The sequence below is a fragment of the Parabacteroides sp. AF17-3 genome, from assembly GCF_003635445.1.
GTDB lineage: Bacteria > Bacteroidota > Bacteroidia > Bacteroidales > Tannerellaceae > Parabacteroides > Parabacteroides goldsteinii.
This window is the reverse complement of the sequence record NZ_QTMM01000014.1, coordinates 18,646-36,402: the sequence shown is the minus strand read 5'-3', so window position 1 is coordinate 36,402 and position 17,757 is coordinate 18,646. Positions and strand designations below refer to the sequence as shown.

General features: G+C 38.9%; 10 protein-coding genes and 1 pseudogene. All 11 read left to right on the top strand.

What is annotated here, in order from left to right; all coding sequences use genetic code 11:
- The first annotated feature begins 247 nt into the window (after nucleotides 1-247).
- The 11 genes and pseudogenes from DWW91_RS18255 to DWW91_RS18205 all read left to right on the top strand — a co-directional run bounded on the left by DWW91_RS18255 (nucleotide 248) and on the right by DWW91_RS18205 (nucleotide 17,753).
- Entirely contained in the window at nucleotides 248-2,563 is a 2,316-nt protein-coding gene (locus DWW91_RS18255; protein WP_122328535.1) for a GH92 family glycosyl hydrolase, read from the top strand.
- Between the two features lie 20 nt (nucleotides 2,564-2,583).
- Entirely contained in the window at nucleotides 2,584-4,866 is a 2,283-nt protein-coding gene (locus DWW91_RS18250; RefSeq protein WP_122328534.1) for a GH92 family glycosyl hydrolase, read from the top strand.
- Nucleotides 4,867-5,055: 189 nt separating this feature from the next.
- Nucleotides 5,056-6,639, top strand: coding sequence for an ATP-binding protein (locus DWW91_RS18245; protein WP_122328617.1), 1,584 nt, complete (start codon nucleotides 5,056-5,058; stop codon nucleotides 6,637-6,639).
- A gap of 362 nt (nucleotides 6,640-7,001) precedes the next feature.
- On the top strand, nucleotides 7,002-8,936 hold the full coding sequence (locus tag DWW91_RS18240) for a UDP-N-acetylglucosamine 4,6-dehydratase family protein (protein ID WP_199722604.1): 1,935 nt from the start codon (nucleotides 7,002-7,004) through the stop codon (nucleotides 8,934-8,936).
- Between the two features lie 270 nt (nucleotides 8,937-9,206).
- Nucleotides 9,207-11,018, top strand: a pseudogene (locus DWW91_RS18235) (aminotransferase class I/II-fold pyridoxal phosphate-dependent enzyme).
- 154 nt (nucleotides 11,019-11,172) lie between these two features.
- Nucleotides 11,173-12,390 carry a DUF6337 family protein gene (locus tag DWW91_RS18230; protein ID WP_122328533.1) on the top strand — a complete coding sequence of 406 codons (1,218 nt, stop codon included), beginning with the start codon at nucleotides 11,173-11,175 and terminating at the stop codon, nucleotides 12,388-12,390.
- Nucleotides 12,377-13,612, top strand: coding sequence for an oligosaccharide flippase family protein (locus tag DWW91_RS18225; protein ID WP_122328532.1), 1,236 nt, complete (start codon nucleotides 12,377-12,379; stop codon nucleotides 13,610-13,612). Before DWW91_RS18230 ends, DWW91_RS18225 begins: the two co-directional genes overlap by 14 nt.
- A gap of 5 nt (nucleotides 13,613-13,617) precedes the next feature.
- Nucleotides 13,618-14,595, top strand: coding sequence for a glycosyltransferase family 2 protein (locus tag DWW91_RS18220; protein ID WP_122328531.1), 978 nt, complete (start codon nucleotides 13,618-13,620; stop codon nucleotides 14,593-14,595).
- A gap of 19 nt (nucleotides 14,596-14,614) precedes the next feature.
- Nucleotides 14,615-15,691: a glycosyltransferase gene (locus tag DWW91_RS18215; RefSeq protein ID WP_122328530.1), complete on the top strand. Its 1,077-nt coding sequence runs from the start codon at nucleotides 14,615-14,617 to the stop codon at nucleotides 15,689-15,691.
- Between the two features lies 1 nt (nucleotide 15,692).
- Entirely contained in the window at nucleotides 15,693-16,430 is a 738-nt protein-coding gene (locus DWW91_RS18210; RefSeq protein ID WP_122328529.1) for a phosphorylcholine transferase LicD, read from the top strand.
- 42 nt (nucleotides 16,431-16,472) lie between these two features.
- Complete coding sequence (locus DWW91_RS18205) at nucleotides 16,473-17,753, top strand: nucleotide sugar dehydrogenase (protein WP_122328528.1); 1,281 nt, start codon at nucleotides 16,473-16,475, stop codon at nucleotides 17,751-17,753.
- Nucleotides 17,754-17,757: the final 4 nt, after the last annotated feature.

Sequence of the window (17,757 nt, the reverse complement as noted above, 5' to 3'; positions counted from 1 at the left end):
ACCGACGAAGTGGAATTTACAATGTTTCCGGGAGGTCGACAGTGGGTTATCTCCCCGGAAACATTGTTTCTCGTAAAGGCACTCACTTCCCGGATTATTATGTAAAGAGCCCCTTTATGTGATTTTGTATGTGAATTAAAGATATTTGTATTCTTTCTCTTCCGGATTGTCTTTATCTTTGTGTGATTAATGAATTTGATGATTTGGCTTCATTTAAACATATAAATTCAACCCAAAATAAGAAAACATGAATAAGAAAAATGTATTGGCTATTGCTTTGGTCGTGATGACGGCCTGGATTGGAAAGCCAGCTATGGCAGCTCCCGGTAACGACGCCTTTGACCCGGTAGAGTATGCAATGCCGTTGATGGGAACTCAATCGAGCTTTGAACTATCGACAGGAAACACTTATCCCGCCATTGCCCGTCCCTGGGGGATGAACTTCTGGACTCCCCAGACAGGAAAGATGGGAGACGGATGGCAGTATGTATATACCGCAAATAAGATAAGAGGATTCAAACAAACCCACCAGCCAAGTCCGTGGATCAACGATTACGGACAGTTTGCCATTATGCCCGTAGTGGGCGCTCCTGAATTTGACCAGGATAAACGTGCCAGCTGGTTCTCCCATAAGAGTGAAGTGGTGAAACCTTATTATTATAAAGCCTATCTGGCCGATCACGATGTGATAACGGAGCTGACTCCGACCGACCGTGCCGCTCTGTTCCGTTTCACCTTCCCGGAAAACGACCATTCTTACATAGTGGTAGACGCGTTGGATAACGGTTCTTATATCAAAGTCATTCCGGAAGAAAACAAAATTATCGGTTACTCTACCAAGAATAGCGGCGGTGTTCCCGAGAACTTCAAGAACTACTTTATTATCGAATTCGATAAACCTTTTACCTACGAAGCGACGTTTGCCGACAACACGCTGAAAGAAGGTTCGAAAGAACAAACTTCCAGTCATGTAGGTGCCGTGATCGGTTTCAAGACGAAGAAAGGCGAAATCGTTCAGGCCAAGGTGGCTTCTTCCTTCATCAGCTTCGACCAGGCTGCCATCAATATGAAAGAATTGGGTAATGATAATTTCGATACCCTGGTTTCTAAAGGCAAACAAGCCTGGAACGATGTCTTGGGTAAGATCGAGGTAGAAGGAGGAACATTGGACCAGTACCGTACATTCTATTCCTGCATGTACCGTTCACTGCTTTTCCCGCGTAAGTTCTACGAAATAGATGCAGCCGGAAACGTAGTTCATTACAGTCCGTACAACGGCGAAGTGCTGCCGGGATATATGTTTACCGATACCGGTTTCTGGGATACGTTCCGTGCCCTGTTCCCGTTCCTGAACCTGATGTATCCGTCGATGAACAAGGAGATGCAGGAAGGTCTGATCAATACCTATAAGGAAAGCGGCTTCTTCCCCGAATGGGCAAGTCCGGGACACCGTGGTTGCATGGTGGGTAACAACTCGGCTTCCATCCTGGTAGATGCTTATATGAAGGGTGTAAAGGTCGATGACCTGGAAACGATGTACAAAGGCCTGATCCACGGAACGGAAAACGTACACCCGACTGTGTCTTCCACCGGCCGTCTGGGACATGAGTATTACAACAAACTGGGATATGTGCCTTACGATGTCAAGATCAATGAAAACGCAGCCCGTACGCTGGAATATGCTTATAACGACTGGTGTATTTATCAGATCGCCAAAGAACTGGGCCGTCCGAAGAAAGAACTCGACCTGTATGCTAAACGTGCCATGAATTATAAGAATCTGTACGACAAGGAAAGTAAACTGATGCGCGGAAAGAATGCCGACGGTACTTTCCAGTCACCGTTCTCTCCGTTGAAGTGGGGGGATGCTTTCACCGAAGGCAACAGTTGGCATTATACCTGGTCTGTCTTCCACGATCCGCAGGGACTGATCGACCTGATGGGTGGCAAAGACTCTTTTGTGATGATGCTTGATTCTGTATTTGCCGTTCCGCCATTGTTCGACGACAGTTACTACGGACAGGTAATCCATGAGATCCGCGAAATGCAGATCATGAACATGGGTAACTATGCACATGGCAACCAGCCGATCCAGCATATGATCTACCTGTATAACTACGCCGGACAACCCTGGAAAGCGCAGTACTGGGTACGTGACGTAATGAATAAGATGTACACTCCGACACCTGACGGTTATTGCGGTGACGAAGACAACGGCCAGACTTCCGCCTGGTATGTATTCTCAGCCCTTGGATTCTATCCGGTGGCTCCGGGTACTACGCAATATGTGTTGGGCGCTCCGTTGTTCAAGAAGGCAACACTGCATTTCGAGAATGGAAAGAACCTGGTGATCAACGCTCCCGAAAACAGCGACAAGAATATCTATATCGAGTCGATGTCATTCAACGGCGTGAACTATACCAAGAACTATCTCGACCACAACGAACTGCTGAAAGGCGGTGTCCTCGATATTAAGATGGGCGACAAACCCAACCTGAACAGAGGTGTTAACCCGGAAGACTTCCCTTATTCATTCTCAGTGGATGAAAAGAAGAAAAAATAAATACTGAATTGAATACTAAGATGAAATTAAACAAAAAAATCAAGACATCTGTTGCCTTGCTGGCTTCAGCTTTTTTACTGGCCTCCTGCGCTGCCGGAGGAGGTCTCCCGTCGGAGCAGAAAAGCCCGGTAGACTATGTCAATCCCTATATGGGAAACATCAGTCACTTGCTGGTGCCTACCTATCCGACCGTACATTTACCTAACAGTATGCTCCGTGTCTATCCGGAGCGTGCCGACTTTACAGGTGATATGTTGAGCGGACTGCCGGTTATCGTAACCAGCCACCGCGGAAGTTCTGCTTTTAATCTGAGCCCGTATCAGGGAGAAGAATCCGGATTGAAGCCGGTTATCAATTACAGTTATGACCATGAGAAGATCTATCCGTATCGTTACCAGGTATATCTGGACGATAATAATATAGATGTAGACTTCGCCCCTTCGCATCAGAGTGCCGTCTATGGCATCACTTTTGAAGGAGAAGGGCCAGCCTATCTGATCTTCAACAGCCGTAACGGACAGTTGAAGAGCGATGGAAAGAGCGTCAGCGGTTACCAGTTCGTAGACCGGAAGACGAAAGTCTATCTCTATGCCGAAACAGACAAAGCTCCGCAACAATGTGGCGTATTGGCAGATAACACCGTGAAATACGGCGAAACATCGGTCGAAGGTAAAGACGCTGCCCTTGTCCTTTCTTACGGAAATGACGTGAAGAAACTCGGTGTGCGCTACGGTATCTCCTTCATCAGCGAAGAGCAGGCAAAGAAGAACCTCGAACGTGAGATTGCTGCCTATGATGTGGACGTTGTAGCCAAGATCGCCCGCAACGACTGGAACGATGCCCTCGGCAAAATCCAGACACAAGGCGGAACCAACGACGACAAGACCGTATTCTATACCTCTTTATACCGTTGCTACGAACGTCCGGTCAACCTGAGCGAAGACGGCCGTTACTACAGTGCCTTCGACGGTCAGATCCATGAAGACGGCGGTCGTCCGTTCTATACCGACGACTGGATCTGGGATACCTACCGTGCAACCCATCCGTTGCGTATCCTGATCGACAATGAACGTGAAAGCGATATCATCAACTCTTTCCTGCTGATGGCGGAACAGATGGGTACGAACTGGATGCCGACCTTCCCGGAAGTGACCGGCGACTCCCGTCGTATGAACTCCAACCATGCCGTAGCTACTGTGATCGACGCCTGGAAGAAAGGCCTGCGCGGCTTCGACCTGGAAAAGGCTTATATCGCTTCAAAGAAAGGTATCGAAGAGAAAACCCTGATCCCCTGGTCGGCTGCCCCTGCCGGATGGTTGGACGATTTCTATAAGGAACACGGTTATATCCCCGCATTGAAACCCGGTGAAAAGGAAACGGTAGCCAACGTCTCTATCTGGGAAAAACGCCAGCCGGTAGCCGTTACGCTGGGAACAGCCTACGACCAATGGTGTCTCTCACAAATCGCAGCCGAACTGGGTAAGACTGACGAAGCCAAACATTACCTGCGCGAATCCTACAACTACCGCAATCTGTTCAACCCCGATACCCGTTTCTTCCATCCGAAGGATAAGGATGGCAAATTCATCGAACCGATGGATTACCGTTATGACGGTGGCCTGGGTGCCCGCGATTATTACGATGAGAACAATGCCTATGTGTATCGTTGGGACGTACAGCATAACATCGGCGACCTGATCTCTATGATCGGTGGTGACAAAGCATTTGTTTTGGATCTCGATTCCATGTTCAACGAACCGCTCGGTATGTCCAAATGGAGTTTTTATTCCTTCCTTCCCGACCATACCGGCAACGTAGGTATGTTCTCGATGGCTAACGAACCGAGTCTGCATATCCCGTATCTGTATAACTATGCCGGCCAGCCCTGGAAGACTCAGAAACGTATCCGTACGCTGTTGAACCAGTGGTTCCGTAACGACGTGATGGGCGTTCCCGGTGATGAAGACGGCGGTGGTATGTCTGCTTTCGTTGTGTTCAGCCAGATGGGATTCTATCCGGTTACTCCCGGCTCGCCTACCTATAATATAGGTAGCCCGGTATTTACCGATGTAAAGATCGACCTGGGTAACGGCAATACGTTTGAGATCAAAGCAAACAACGCTTCCGAAGAAAATAAATATGTGCAGTCGGCTCGCTTGAACGGGGAAGTCCTGAACCAGCCCTGGTTCCAGCACAGCGACATCGCCCAAGGCGGCCTGCTTGAACTTGAAGTGGGTCCGAGAGCCAATAAAGAGTGGGGGACAAAGACACCTCCGCCTTCGGCTGCTCCGATGCCTCAATAATAATTTTCTTTCCGGATTTGATCTGGAATTCTTGAAATAAAATCAGCCAGGTAGCTAACCTATATGCTACTTGGCTGATTTTTTTTGATATTCTGTTGTAGTTGATATTAATTGGTTGGTTGTTTCCGCTTTATACGGATAAATGTTTATCTTTGTTCAACAACCAGGTAAAAGTTAAAATAGCGTATGATGATGAGTCGTAAATTACCGATAGGAATACAAAGTTTCGAAAAGATTCGGAATGGAAACTATTTGTATATTGATAAGACCGAACAAGTTTATCATTTGGTAGCGAGTGAAGTCCCTTATTTTCTCAGTCGTCCCCGTCGTTTCGGAAAGAGTTTACTGATCTCTACATTGGAAGCCTATTTTCAAGGAAAAAAAGAACTATTTGAAGGTTTGGCCATTGAAAAATTAGAACAGGAGTGGAATACTTATCCTGTGTTACATCTTGATTTGAATGCTGAAAAATTTGACAGACCTGAACAATTAGATGCTTTATTGAGCAATCAACTGACACAGTGGGAAGAACTTTATGGACGGGGTAATGATGAAACAACGCTTTCGCTTCGCTTCAAGGGAGTGATTCGTCGTGCCTGGGAACAAACCGGGCGTCAGGTAGTTGTTTTGATCGACGAATACGATAAACCTCTTTTACAGGCTATTAATAATGAATCTTTGATGGAAGCCTATCGGCGTACGATGAAAGCGTTCTATGGCGTTCTCAAAAGTGCTGACCGTTACCTGCGTTTTGTATTCCTGACCGGTGTCACTAAATTTGCACAAGTAAGCGTTTTTAGTGATTTGAACCAACTAAATGATATAAGCCTCGATTACAATTATGCAACTCTTTGCGGTATAACACATCAAGAGTTAACTGCGAACTTGCGTCCCGAATTGGAACAGCTAGGTCAAATGCAGTCACTGACATGGGAAGAAACAGTTGAAATGATGGTGAAGCAATACGACGGCTACCACTTTCATCCGAACCGGGAGGGAGTGTTTAATCCTTTCAGTACGTTAAGTGCATTAGACAAAAGAGAATTTGGCGATTATTGGTTCCAGACCGGAACTCCTACCTTTTTGGTCGAATTATTGAAGAAAAGTGAATACGACCTTCGTCTTTTGATCGATGGTGTAGAGACACAAGCATCGGCTTTTACCGAATACCGTGCTGAACGGAACAACCCGATCCCATTAATCTATCAAAGCGGATATCTGACAATCAAAGAATACGATGCCCGTTTTAAACTCTATAAACTGGAATTTCCAAACGAAGAAGTGCGTTACGGATTCTTAAACTTTATCACTCCTTTCTATTCTTCCATCACTGAAGAAGCAAGAGGCTTCTATATCGGTAAATTTGTCCATGAACTGGAGTCCGGCGATGTCGATGCTTTTATGCGACGTATGCGTGCTTTTTTTGCGGATTTCCCTTATGAATTGAATGACAAGACAGAGCGTCATTACCAGGTTGTCTTTTATCTGATCTTTAAATTGATGGGGCAGTTCTGTGATGCAGAGGTCCGTAGTGCCAAAGGTCGTGCGGATGCAGTTGTCAAAACCGGAGAATACATTTACGTTTTTGAATTTAAGTTGGACGGAAGTATAGAAGATGCTTTACAACAAATAAACGATAAAGGATACCTGTTACCTTATCAAATAGATCATCGTAAACTGATAAAAGTCGGTGTTTCGTTCGATCGGAAAGAACGGAATATCGGAGAATGGGGAATCGTGGAGAACCCTTCTGCAACTTCGATGCCGAAATAAATGCATAACTAAAAACGTTTATCCATATATAAATTAAAAAATAAGATCAAATAATTAATAGGATAAAAGTGAAATGACTAGAAAAAACGATCGTTTTTTCTAGTCACCCTTTTTCTGTTTAAAATCGTTAATCACTGATTAACAGATATTTCGTATGAATCAGAGGCATAATATTGATACTTAGGGGAATAATAATTTAGAAAAGGCTTTGATTATTGGATTATAAAGAATACTTTTGCACACGAATAAATGACTAGAAAAAACGATCGTTTTTTCTAGTCACCCTTTTCTTTGTACAGGCTTTGAAAAACAAGCAATAATCGTTATTTCCGTTATGGGACTGACGAACATTTTTATGATATATGACTAGTATTAATGTGCTGAAAATCAGTGATTTTATCATTCTCTTCTCGAAGCAAAAATACTTTAATCGGTGGATAATCTTTTTTATAGACCTGTTTTTCTCGGTTTTATCCACTTTTTTAGTTTTTGCGACCCTTGGCAATATTTTGAAAATAAGTCTGCCGGTACATGAGTTTATTTATATAAATCTCTTTTCCATCCTATGCAGTACAATCTGTTTTCTCTCCTGCCAGACCTATAAAGGTGTCATTCGTCATTCTACTTTTACAGAGACGGGGCGTATTGCTATTGCCTCCTTTGTGAAAGCTGCTTTGATGATTGTAGTCCTTTCCTGTTTTATCCACTCGTTATCTTTTCTTCAAGTCTTTTTAGGAGGTCTGCTTGATTTATTCCTGACCTTCTTCATCCTGACAATATTTCGTGCTTTATTAATAATAATGTATAGCATGATAGTTAGAAGTGTCGCCTCCAATAATGAGAGGCTGTTGATTTACAGGGAGGAAGACGCTGTATCTAATTCGCCTGCCACTTCTCTTTGGAAACAATCGGATAATTATCAGATTGAAGGGTATATACGAATCGGAAAAAGAAGTAAGATCCGTATAGGAGGATGTCCGGTTTATTCGGTAAAAGATCAGTTGGAATTTAATGGTTTGGTAAACCGAAAAGGTATCAAGGCTATTTTGTTTACCGACTATCATGCTGTAAAAGCAGAAAGTGAACGCTTGGTTCGTTATTGTGAGCGGAAAAAGGTTCGTATGTTGATGCTTCCTACCGTAGATGAGTTAAAAGGAGGGACAGTCAATTTACGAAATCTACCGGAGGTTCGTATCGAAGACCTTTTAGGACGTGATGAAATAAATATCAACCTGAAAGAAATAGCAGATGAATTAGGGGGTAAAGTTGTTATGGTTACTGGTGCTGCCGGATCTATCGGTAGTGAACTTTGTCGACAACTTTGTACATTTGGTTTGAAGCAACTGATCTTGTTTGATAGTGCCGAGACACCTATGCATACCATCCGTCTGGAGTTGGCAGATCGTTTTCCCGATGTTGTCTTCACTCCGATCATGGGAGATGTCAGGATGCTTGCCCGTGTAGAAAGTGTTTTTAAAACTTTCCATCCCCAATATGTCTTCCATGCAGCAGCCTATAAGCATGTTCCTCTGATGGAAGAAAACCCTTGTGAAGCTGTACATACCAACGTCCAGGGAACCCGTAATATGGCCGACATGTCCGTAAAATATGGTGCCGACAAATTTATTATGATCTCTACCGATAAGGCAGTCAACCCAACCAATGTGATGGGGGCCTCCAAACGCCTGGCCGAGATCTATGTGCAGAGTCTGAGTATCGCGATAAGTAAAGGGTTACATCCGGGAAAAACCCGTTTTATCACTACCCGCTTTGGCAATGTATTAGGCAGTAACGGTTCTGTCATTCCCCGTTTTCGTGAACAGTTGGCTAAAGGAGGTCCATTAACAGTCACCCATCCCGATATTATCCGTTATTTCATGACAATCCCTGAAGCCTGCCGTCTTGTTTTGGAAGCTGCTTTTATGGGTAAAGGAAATGAGATTTTCGTATTTGATATGGGTACCCCGGTAAAGATTGCCGACTTGGCACGTCGAATGATAGAACTGGCCGGTCTTATCCCCGAAAAAGATATCGAAATAAAATATACCGGCCTTCGTCCGGGTGAGAAGTTATATGAAGAGTTGCTGGCAACCAAAGAAAATACTCTCCCCACTAACAATGCTAAAATTTTCCGTGCAAAAGTGAGAGAATATGATTTTATGGATATATCAATACTTATTACACGCTTGGTAGATCTATCTATTCGAGTAGAAAAGTTGGAAGCTGTGAAAGTGATGAAATCAATTGTGCCGGAGTTTATAAGTAGGAATTCAGAATACGAAAAACTGGATAAATAGTGTAAGTATTCAATTTAGAACATATCCTTAATTGATTACTTACTTAAAAACTCTTATCTATTTCGTTCTGGAGTATTTCATATAGAAGCGCGTTCCAGTGAAATGGATATTATGTGTTTACTTTAGCATGATACCTCAAAATCTAGGTTTGGCTTGCGCCTAATGTTAAATCAAATGTTTAATTTTTAATATGTCTCGATTTGGGCACAGGAAAAGGACCTATAATCTGAGGTATACCCTAAATTGAGTATTTACAAATATCTTAAATATATGCAAGCAATTATTTTAGCGGCAGGAATGGGAAAACGATTGGGCGAATTGACCAGAAACAATACCAAATGTATGATAGAGGTAAATGGCATTCGGCTTATCGATAGAATGATTACCCAATTATCAAAATTTAAACTTAATCGTCTTGTTTTAGTGATAGGTTATGAAGGACAAAAACTGATAGACCATATAGGGCATCGTTATGATGATGTCTTGAAAATAGAGTATGTCAATAATCCTATTTATGACCAAACAAACAATATTTATTCACTGGCATTGGTAAAAGAAGAGTTATGCAAAGATGACACTATTTTGTTTGAATCCGATTTGATTTTTGAAGACAGGATGCTTGGTTGTTGGTAAACCATCCAGATCCTGATCTGGCACTTGTTGCCAAGTATGAAACGTGGATGGATGGTACAATGGTCTGCATTGACAATGACCGGAACATTACCAATTTTGTTCCTAAAGAAGCCTTCCGCTATGAAAATGCAGATGTCTATTACAAAACTGTGAATATCTATAAGTTCAGTCGTGAGTTCTCGGAATATCAATATGTACCATTTCTTAAGGCCTATTGTCGGGTTATGGGGAATAATGAATATTATGAACAAGTACTGCGCATATTACTCCATCTGCACCAATTCTACCTTGAAGGCATTGCCGATAACTGATGAGAAATGGTATGAGATAGATGATGTACAGGATTTGGATATAGCATCTACCATATTCAGTGATAAAAATATAAAATGGAAGGAGTATCATAAACGTTATGGTGGTTATTGGCGTTTCCCACAGATGCTGGATTTCTGTTATTTGGTGAATCCTTTTTTTCCTCCCAAACGGATGAAAGATGAATTGCGTGCTAATTTTGATACGTTACTTGAAAATTCCCCATCGAGTATGCAAGTAAATTCATTACTCGCGGGGAAATATTTTGGTGTAAAACAAGATTATATAGTCGTAGGAAATGGCGCTACGGAATTGATAAAGGTTGTGATGGAAGAACATTCGGGTGATAAAGTCGGTGTTATATATCCTACTTTTGATGAATATCCTAATCGACTTCGTAAAGAGCAGATTGTTCCGTTTTTTCCTCAAGGTGAGAATTTTGAATATACGGCAGAGGACTTGATGGCATATTTTGAGAATAGGGATATTTCGTTATTGATGCTGATAAATCCGGATAATCCATCCGGGCATTTTATGCCAAAAGCGGACGTTTTACGATTGGTAAAATGGTGTGCGATGAAGGGTATTCGTTTACTTGTAGATGAAAGTTTTGTGGATTTCACTTATGGTTCCGTTGAAAATAGCTTGTTGTATGATGAAATATTGATAGCTCATCCTCACATGATGGTTATGAAATCTATTTCAAAGTCTTATGGCGTTCCTGGTTTGAGGCTTGGTGTGTTTGCTACAGCAGATATTGATTTGATAACACGGATGAAGAAAGAGGTGAGTATCTGGAACATCAATTCATTTGCAGAATTCTATTTGCAAATCTATGGCAAGTATGAGAAGGATTATATAAAGGCTTGTGCCAAGTTTGTGGTGGAAAGAGATACTTTTTATGCAGAACTGCAAACTGTTCCTTATTTGCGGATCATCCCTTCGCAGGCCAATTATTTTCTTTGTGAAGTGACAGATAAATATACATCTGCGGAACTCACACAGAAATTGATAGAAAACGATGTGATAGTCAGCAATTGCGGATTGAAATCCAATATGACTGGTCGTAATCTGATACGTCTGGCAGTTCGTGGTCGCAAAGATAATGTACGTTTGATTGAGATATTAAGACGTTTCTGATTATAGGTGAAGCTGATTTTGGAAAAGAAGCCAATGTTTTCCTATAACCAATAGTTAATTTAGTCAACTAACATTTAACATACTCAGATTGAAACACAGAGAAGTGCCCTTTACCGAGGGGGATGTTCCAATTTGAGCGTTAATAGTCACTTGAATGATATATCTGCTAATATTCATATTTGAAGTTTCTCTCTTGTGTCTAATAGAAAAAAAATTATGGGGTATAATAATTACACCGGTTAACGTTCTTTCTATTCCATACGCTATAGTTACCCTTATTGCGGTATTATACTCGAATTGCGTAACTGCAGTTCCGGATTTTTATTTACCGAGTTTAGTTGTACCTTGTTTAGGTCTATTCTTGTTTTTTATTCCTAGTTTGTTTTTTTCCACTTTAGTGAAAAAAGATCGAATAAACAGATATGTTATATTAAAACGAGATGATTCTTATAGCTTATTAAAAATATTAGCTATTATTGGCATTATAATCTCGTTGCTGAGAATTAGAAATACTATATCCAGCGGATTTTCTTTTGGTGGAGATGAGTTTTCGGAGCAATATGAAGTGAGTGGTTTTTTAGCACATTTAAATGTATTACTGTCTGCCATATTCTCATATATGATATATAAGAGCGACAGCAAGCATAAGTCAGCTTATGTGATTATTGTATTGTTATTGATTGGCATGTATGCCGTGGGGGTGAAAAGCTGGATTATAGCACCTGTTTTAATAGGTTATCTTGCGAGACTTTTCTCAAATAGATCTATCTTGAATTTGAAAAATTTATTATTTCCGGTATTCATTTGTAGTGGAGTTTTTTTTCTTAGTTATTATCTTATAATGATTTTGAGTGAAGGAAATGATATTACCGATTCGTGGATAAATTTTGTGGTTAATCATTTTATGGACTACCTGATAGGTGGGTCTTTGTCGTTTAGTTTGGATTATCAGCAGGGTATTTTAGAACCAGAAATGAAATTAGCGTTAGTAAGACCGATTATAAATTCTTTTATAGCTTTATTTGGTGATGGACGGTATATTGATGGCATTAATCCCGTATTTTTATCTATTGGGGAATTAGGAGATACTAATGTTAGGACTTTTATTGGTACTATTTGGTGTTATAGTCATGACTCTCTTTTTTTTATTGTATTTGTTTTAAATTTCGCATTCATTGTTTACTTTTTGTATTATGTTTCGGTAAAATCTCAGAACGTTTTTTTACTTCTTGCTAACTGTAGCGTTTTAACCTTTTTAGCTTTGGGCTTTTTTGAATTTTATTGGCTAAATCTAAGTCCTTATGAAATCCCAGTACTTTTTATAATGTTTAGTTATATCACAAGGTTGAAAGTTAGTTATGCATATAAATAGTCGCTTGTTGGAGAGTGTCTTGTCTTTATCCATATTAAATGTACTGAATATGGTACTTCCGTTGGCTACATTGCCTTATATGATAAAGGTGATAGGTATGGAAAATTATGGTGTCTATTCTATTGTTTATGCATTAATACAGTATATGCTATTATTGAGTTCATACGGTTTTAACCTTTCGGTAACTCGACAAATTGCTCAGAACAGAGATAATCACGTTGTCGTGAATGGAATAGTTAATGCGACTTTGGGGGCAAAAATAATCCTTATGGTTATAGCTTTTGTGATTTTTATCAGTGTGGCAATCCTACTTTTTTCATGGACCCATGTTTTTATGCTCATACTTGGATTAGGGGTTGTAATGGGGGATGCAATGAATCCTATATGGCTTTTTCAAGGTATGGAGAAGATGAAGTACATGACAATGGTTAATATAACCTGCAAGACAATTTTTACGATATTAATTTTTGTATGTATCAAACATGAGTCTGATTATGTCAAAATACCATTGTTGAATTCGGCAGGTTATTTGTTTTCAGGTATAATAAGTTTGCTTATAGCCTATAGAGTATTTAAAATATCGATCACTATTCCTAAATTAAATGATGTGATCTTTCAATTGAAAGCTGGCTGGTATATCTTCCTTTCAACAGTCTGTATGGAATTATACCGTAATTCTAATGTATTTGTTTTAGGATTGTTCACCAGTAATACAATGGTCGGCATATATGCTGGAGCAGAAAAGGTTGTTAAAGCTGCGCAATCTGTTGCATCTCCTATATCTAATGCACTATTTCCTCATTTGGCAAATAATTTTAAGGATAACACAATATCGGCTAATGTTTACAAACTTAAGCGAGTGTCGTTAATAATGTCTCTATTTTTGATATCAATCCTTTTAATCGTTTTGCTTCTTGCTACTCCAATAAATAATATTCTGCTTAGTGCTGCTGAACCTCAAGCTATAGTTTTAATTCGTATGATGACACCTGTAATACTATTTGGAGGGTTAAATTATATTTTAGGTATAGTAGGATTAGTGAATTTAGGTTTTCAGAGATATTTTTTGAAGTATGTGTTTATTGCCGGTATTATGAGTATAGGCTTTCTTATTGTGGCCGTGAATTTATTGGGTGTCGTAGCTGCCTCAATAGCCATGTGTTTATCGGAATTGATTTTGTTTATATGTTGTACATTAAAATTGTTTACTCTTTTTAAATAATAAATATGATTTGCATAACTATATTAAACTGGAATGGATTTCAGGACACTATAGAGTGTCTAGATTCTTTAAATAAAATGAACTATTCTGACTATTTTGTTGTTGTGGGTGATAATGGATCTACAAATAAATCTATGATAGAAATAGAGGGATTTTGCAATAAACAGAGTATCAAAATAGATGTTGTTGAGAATATAAATTATACAGCTATTAATCTGCAAAAAAGGCAGGTTATACTATTAGATTTAAAAGAGAATAATGGCTTCTCTAAAGGAAACAATTTAATGATTGAATTTTCTGAAAAATATAATCCAGATTATTATTTTTTGTTAAATAATGATACGGTGATAGATCCTTCATGTATCTCGATATTAAATTCTTTTATTACGCAAAATAAAGCGTATAAAGTGGTTATTCCAAGAATAAATTATTTTTATAACAATAAAGTTGTTTGGAATTGTGGCGGAAAATTGTTTTGGGGGTTCAGAAAATACTATTATGCAAAGAAAAATGAGTCTGTGATTAAAAAAGATATTATGGATGTGTCGTTTGTTACAGGATGTGCATTATTAGTATCTTCGGATTTAGTTCATAATCATAAATTACTTACAGAAATTTTTTTCTTTGGAGAAGAGGATTTTGAATTTTCGATAAGAATGAAAAAACAGAAAGTAAAAATGGCATGTGTTACTTCTGCAATAGTCTACCATAAAGTCAGTGCTTCAAAATCTAATATTAGTAATATAAATACTACTCATCTTCACTATTTAAACAGGTTTGTAAATATGAAAAATCATATGGGTAAGTGGGAATATAAAATATGGAAGTTTATTTATTTTCCATATATTTTTCAGTTACTTTATCGACAAGGATTTTCAGTAAAGACTTCGTGGAAATTGTTGAATACAATAAATACAGAATCATCCACCTTGTATGAAGTTCCTAAATGTTTATTTCATCAAATTTTGAATATCACTAATTAAAAGTTTTTTTATTGTCATCATGAAAGTAATGTTAATAGGTGCTGCGTCTAGCAATCATACTAAACGATGGGCGAAAGCGCTAATCGATAGGGGACATCAAGTACTTCTTGTCACTTGTTTAAATCAAAAAGATGATATGAATGATTTATCATCAGAGGTTGCTGTGAAATATTTGAAATTTCCAGGAAAATCTTATTATTATTATTTAAATGTTATTAGTGCGCGAAAGATATTTAAAGAGTTTAAGCCTGATATAGTGAATGTACAATATGCGTCGGGGTATGGAACGATGGCTAGACTAGCCAGATTAAAACCTCTTGTAATTTCAGTTTTTGGAAGTGATGTATATGATTTCCCTTATTTGAATAAATTTAATTATTGGGTGATTCGAAAAAATCTTAGGTATGCCAACGCTATTGCATCTACCAGTATAGCTATGGCACAACAGGTTAAAAAAATCCTCAATAAAAATATAGATGTAACAGTTACACCGTTTGGTGTTGATACACGAAAATTTATACCCATAAATTCAAAGCCTAGTTCGAGGCCGATTGTTGGTATTGTAAAGTATTTGGAACCAATATATGATATCCAGTTACTAATAAGAGCGTTTGCGATTGTGCATTCAAAAGAAAGTGTAAAACCTCTACTCCATATATATGGTGGAGGAACACTTTTGGAAGAACTAAAAGCATTATGTGTTAAGTTAAATATTTCAGATGATGTTTGTTTCTATGGAACAGTTCCCAATAATCAAATTCCTGCAGTGTTAAATTCCTTTGATGTTTTTGTGAATTGCTCAATAACAGAAAGTTTTGGCGTTGCTATCGTGGAAGCTATGTCATGTGGATTGCCGGTTGTAGCCACAGATGCTCCAGGTTTTAAGGAAGTGGTCGATGATAGAATTTCTGGTATTATATTAAGGGATAGGGAACCTGAGACTATGGCAATTGAAATTGCTAAATTGCTACATGATAAAAAGAAATGTGAAGAAATGGGTAAGAATGGACGTCAAAAGGTATTAAAAGAATATGATTGGGAAAAGAATATAAACACTATGGAGAATTTATTTAAATCATTAGTTGATAAAATTTAATATGGGCGAAATTGTGAATGGGGGCAACATGGAGGATTTGCAAAATGAGAATCTTCGACTCTTAAAAGAATTTATAGGTGTTTGCGAAAAATATGATATATGGTATGTATTGGCTTACGGCACTCAATTGGGAGCTGTCAGGCATAAGGGATTGATCCCTTGGGATAGAGATGTGGATGTGTCTGTTAGATTGCCGGATATTCCTAAAATTCGTAATGTCATGAATGTGGAACTCTCCAGTAATAGTCAGTATTGTGCACGGGGAGTAACTAAAAAGTATAGTGCTTCTCATGATATTATTGAATCAAAAAAAATCAAGGGTGCTCATTTAGATATATATCCTTTGATTGGAGCTCCAAATACGGTGTCTGAGCAAACAACGTTTACATGTATGACTTGTTTTTTGCGAAAACTTTTAAAATCTAAGTATGTAGATATTAATATGTGCTTGCCAAAGAATAAAAAGTATGTTCGTATAGCCAAAATTATAGATTTTTTTATTAGTGATTCTTGTATTGATAAAATATATGCTTCTATTGAGACTCGTTATCCTTTTGAATCTTCTGATTATTTAGTGCCTATTGCTAATGAGGGTATGGCGCGTGCATGTATAAAAAAAGAAATATATGAAGAACGAATTAAAACTCAGTTCGAAGATTTTGAAGCATATATCCCTAAAAATTATGATAGATATTTAACTCAAATGTATGGTGATTATATGACTCCGGTTAAATACTAAATATAAACAAGTAAAAAATGACTGTTTAAATAACGCACATATATGCAAGATGTTAAAATTTGCGTAATCGGTCTCGGTTATGTAGGGCTTCCTTTAGCTCGTTTATTTTCGACAAAGTATAAGACTGTAGGTTTTGATATGAATCAGAAACGGGTGGACGAATTAATGACTGGTCATGATTCTACATTGGAAGTAGCGGATGAATTGTTACAGAGTGCCATTAAAAATAATGGTTTTCTTTGTACTACAGAGTTGGAAGAGATTAAGAATTGTAATTTTTATGTGGTGGCTGTTCCCACGCCTGTAGATGTGAATAACCGTCCGGACTTAAAGCCGTTATGGGGAGCGAGTGAAACGGTAGGTAAGGTTATCTCGAAAGGGGATATTGTGGTGTATGAATCCACTGTATATCCGGGAGTAACAGAAGAGGAATGTCTCCCTGTGGTGGAACGTGTTTCTGGCTTGAAATTCAATGTGGACTTTTTTGCCGGTTATTCTCCCGAGCGCATCAATCCTGGTGATAAGGTACATACGGTAGAAAAGATAAAGAAAGTTACTTCTGGTTCGACTGCCGAAATTGCGGATATTGTGGATGGAGTGTATAATTCGGTATTAGTGAACGGTACACATAAGGCTCCTTCTATTAAAGTGGCAGAGGCTTCCAAGATTATTGAGAACTCACAGCGTGATGTAAACATTGCATTTATGAATGAATTGGCAAAAATATTCAATGCAATGGGAATTGATACGAATGATGTGATAGAAGCCGCTGCCTCCAAATGGAATTTTATAAAGCTGAAACCAGGTTTGGTCGGTGGGCATTGTATCAGTGTAGATCCGTATTATCTTATACAGAAGGCACAGGTTTATGGTGTACTGCCACGGGTGATGTCTGCTGCCCGCCGATTGAATGACGGCATGGGGGACTATGTCGCCAATCAGGTGATTAAGTTGATGAATAAGAAAGGGATTTTAGTCAAAGATGCCAGGATTCTGTTGCTAGGCATTACATTTAAAGAAAATTGTCCGGATATTCGCAATACAAAGATTGTGGATATTTATAGTACACTGTCTGAGTATACTGAAAATATTACAGTATATGATTCGTGGGCTGATGCTTCTCATGTGCTTCATGAATATCAAATTCAAATTTCATCAGAAGGTATTGATTCCTTGAAAGGTAAATATGATGCTGTTATTTTGGGAGTAGCTCATAGTGAGTTTAAAGATATAGATGTACGCCAATTGCTTTGCAGTACTAATGGTGTGGTATATGATGTGAAGGGTGTTTTACCTATTGATGTTATTGATGGGAGATTGTAAAAAA

Bases quoted from the DNA above. Each gene is read 5' to 3' on its own strand.
- DWW91_RS18250 (WP_122328534.1), top strand. From the start codon at position 2,584: ATGAAATTAAACAAAAAAATCAAGACATCTGTTGCCTTGCTGGCTTCA.
- DWW91_RS18205 (WP_122328528.1), top strand. From the start codon at position 16,473: ATGCAAGATGTTAAAATTTGCGTAATCGGTCTCGGTTATGTAGGGCTT.
- DWW91_RS18215 (WP_122328530.1), top strand. From the start codon at position 14,615: ATGAAAGTAATGTTAATAGGTGCTGCGTCTAGCAATCATACTAAACGA.
- DWW91_RS18240 (WP_199722604.1), top strand. From the start codon at position 7,002: ATGACTAGTATTAATGTGCTGAAAATCAGTGATTTTATCATTCTCTTC.
- DWW91_RS18210 (WP_122328529.1), top strand. From the start codon at position 15,693: ATGGGCGAAATTGTGAATGGGGGCAACATGGAGGATTTGCAAAATGAG.
- DWW91_RS18220 (WP_122328531.1), top strand. From the start codon at position 13,618: ATGATTTGCATAACTATATTAAACTGGAATGGATTTCAGGACACTATA.
- DWW91_RS18230 (WP_122328533.1), top strand. From the start codon at position 11,173: ATGATATATCTGCTAATATTCATATTTGAAGTTTCTCTCTTGTGTCTA.
- DWW91_RS18255 (WP_122328535.1), top strand. From the start codon at position 248: ATGAATAAGAAAAATGTATTGGCTATTGCTTTGGTCGTGATGACGGCC.
- DWW91_RS18245 (WP_122328617.1), top strand. From the start codon at position 5,056: ATGATGAGTCGTAAATTACCGATAGGAATACAAAGTTTCGAAAAGATT.
- DWW91_RS18225 (WP_122328532.1), top strand. From the start codon at position 12,377: ATGCATATAAATAGTCGCTTGTTGGAGAGTGTCTTGTCTTTATCCATA.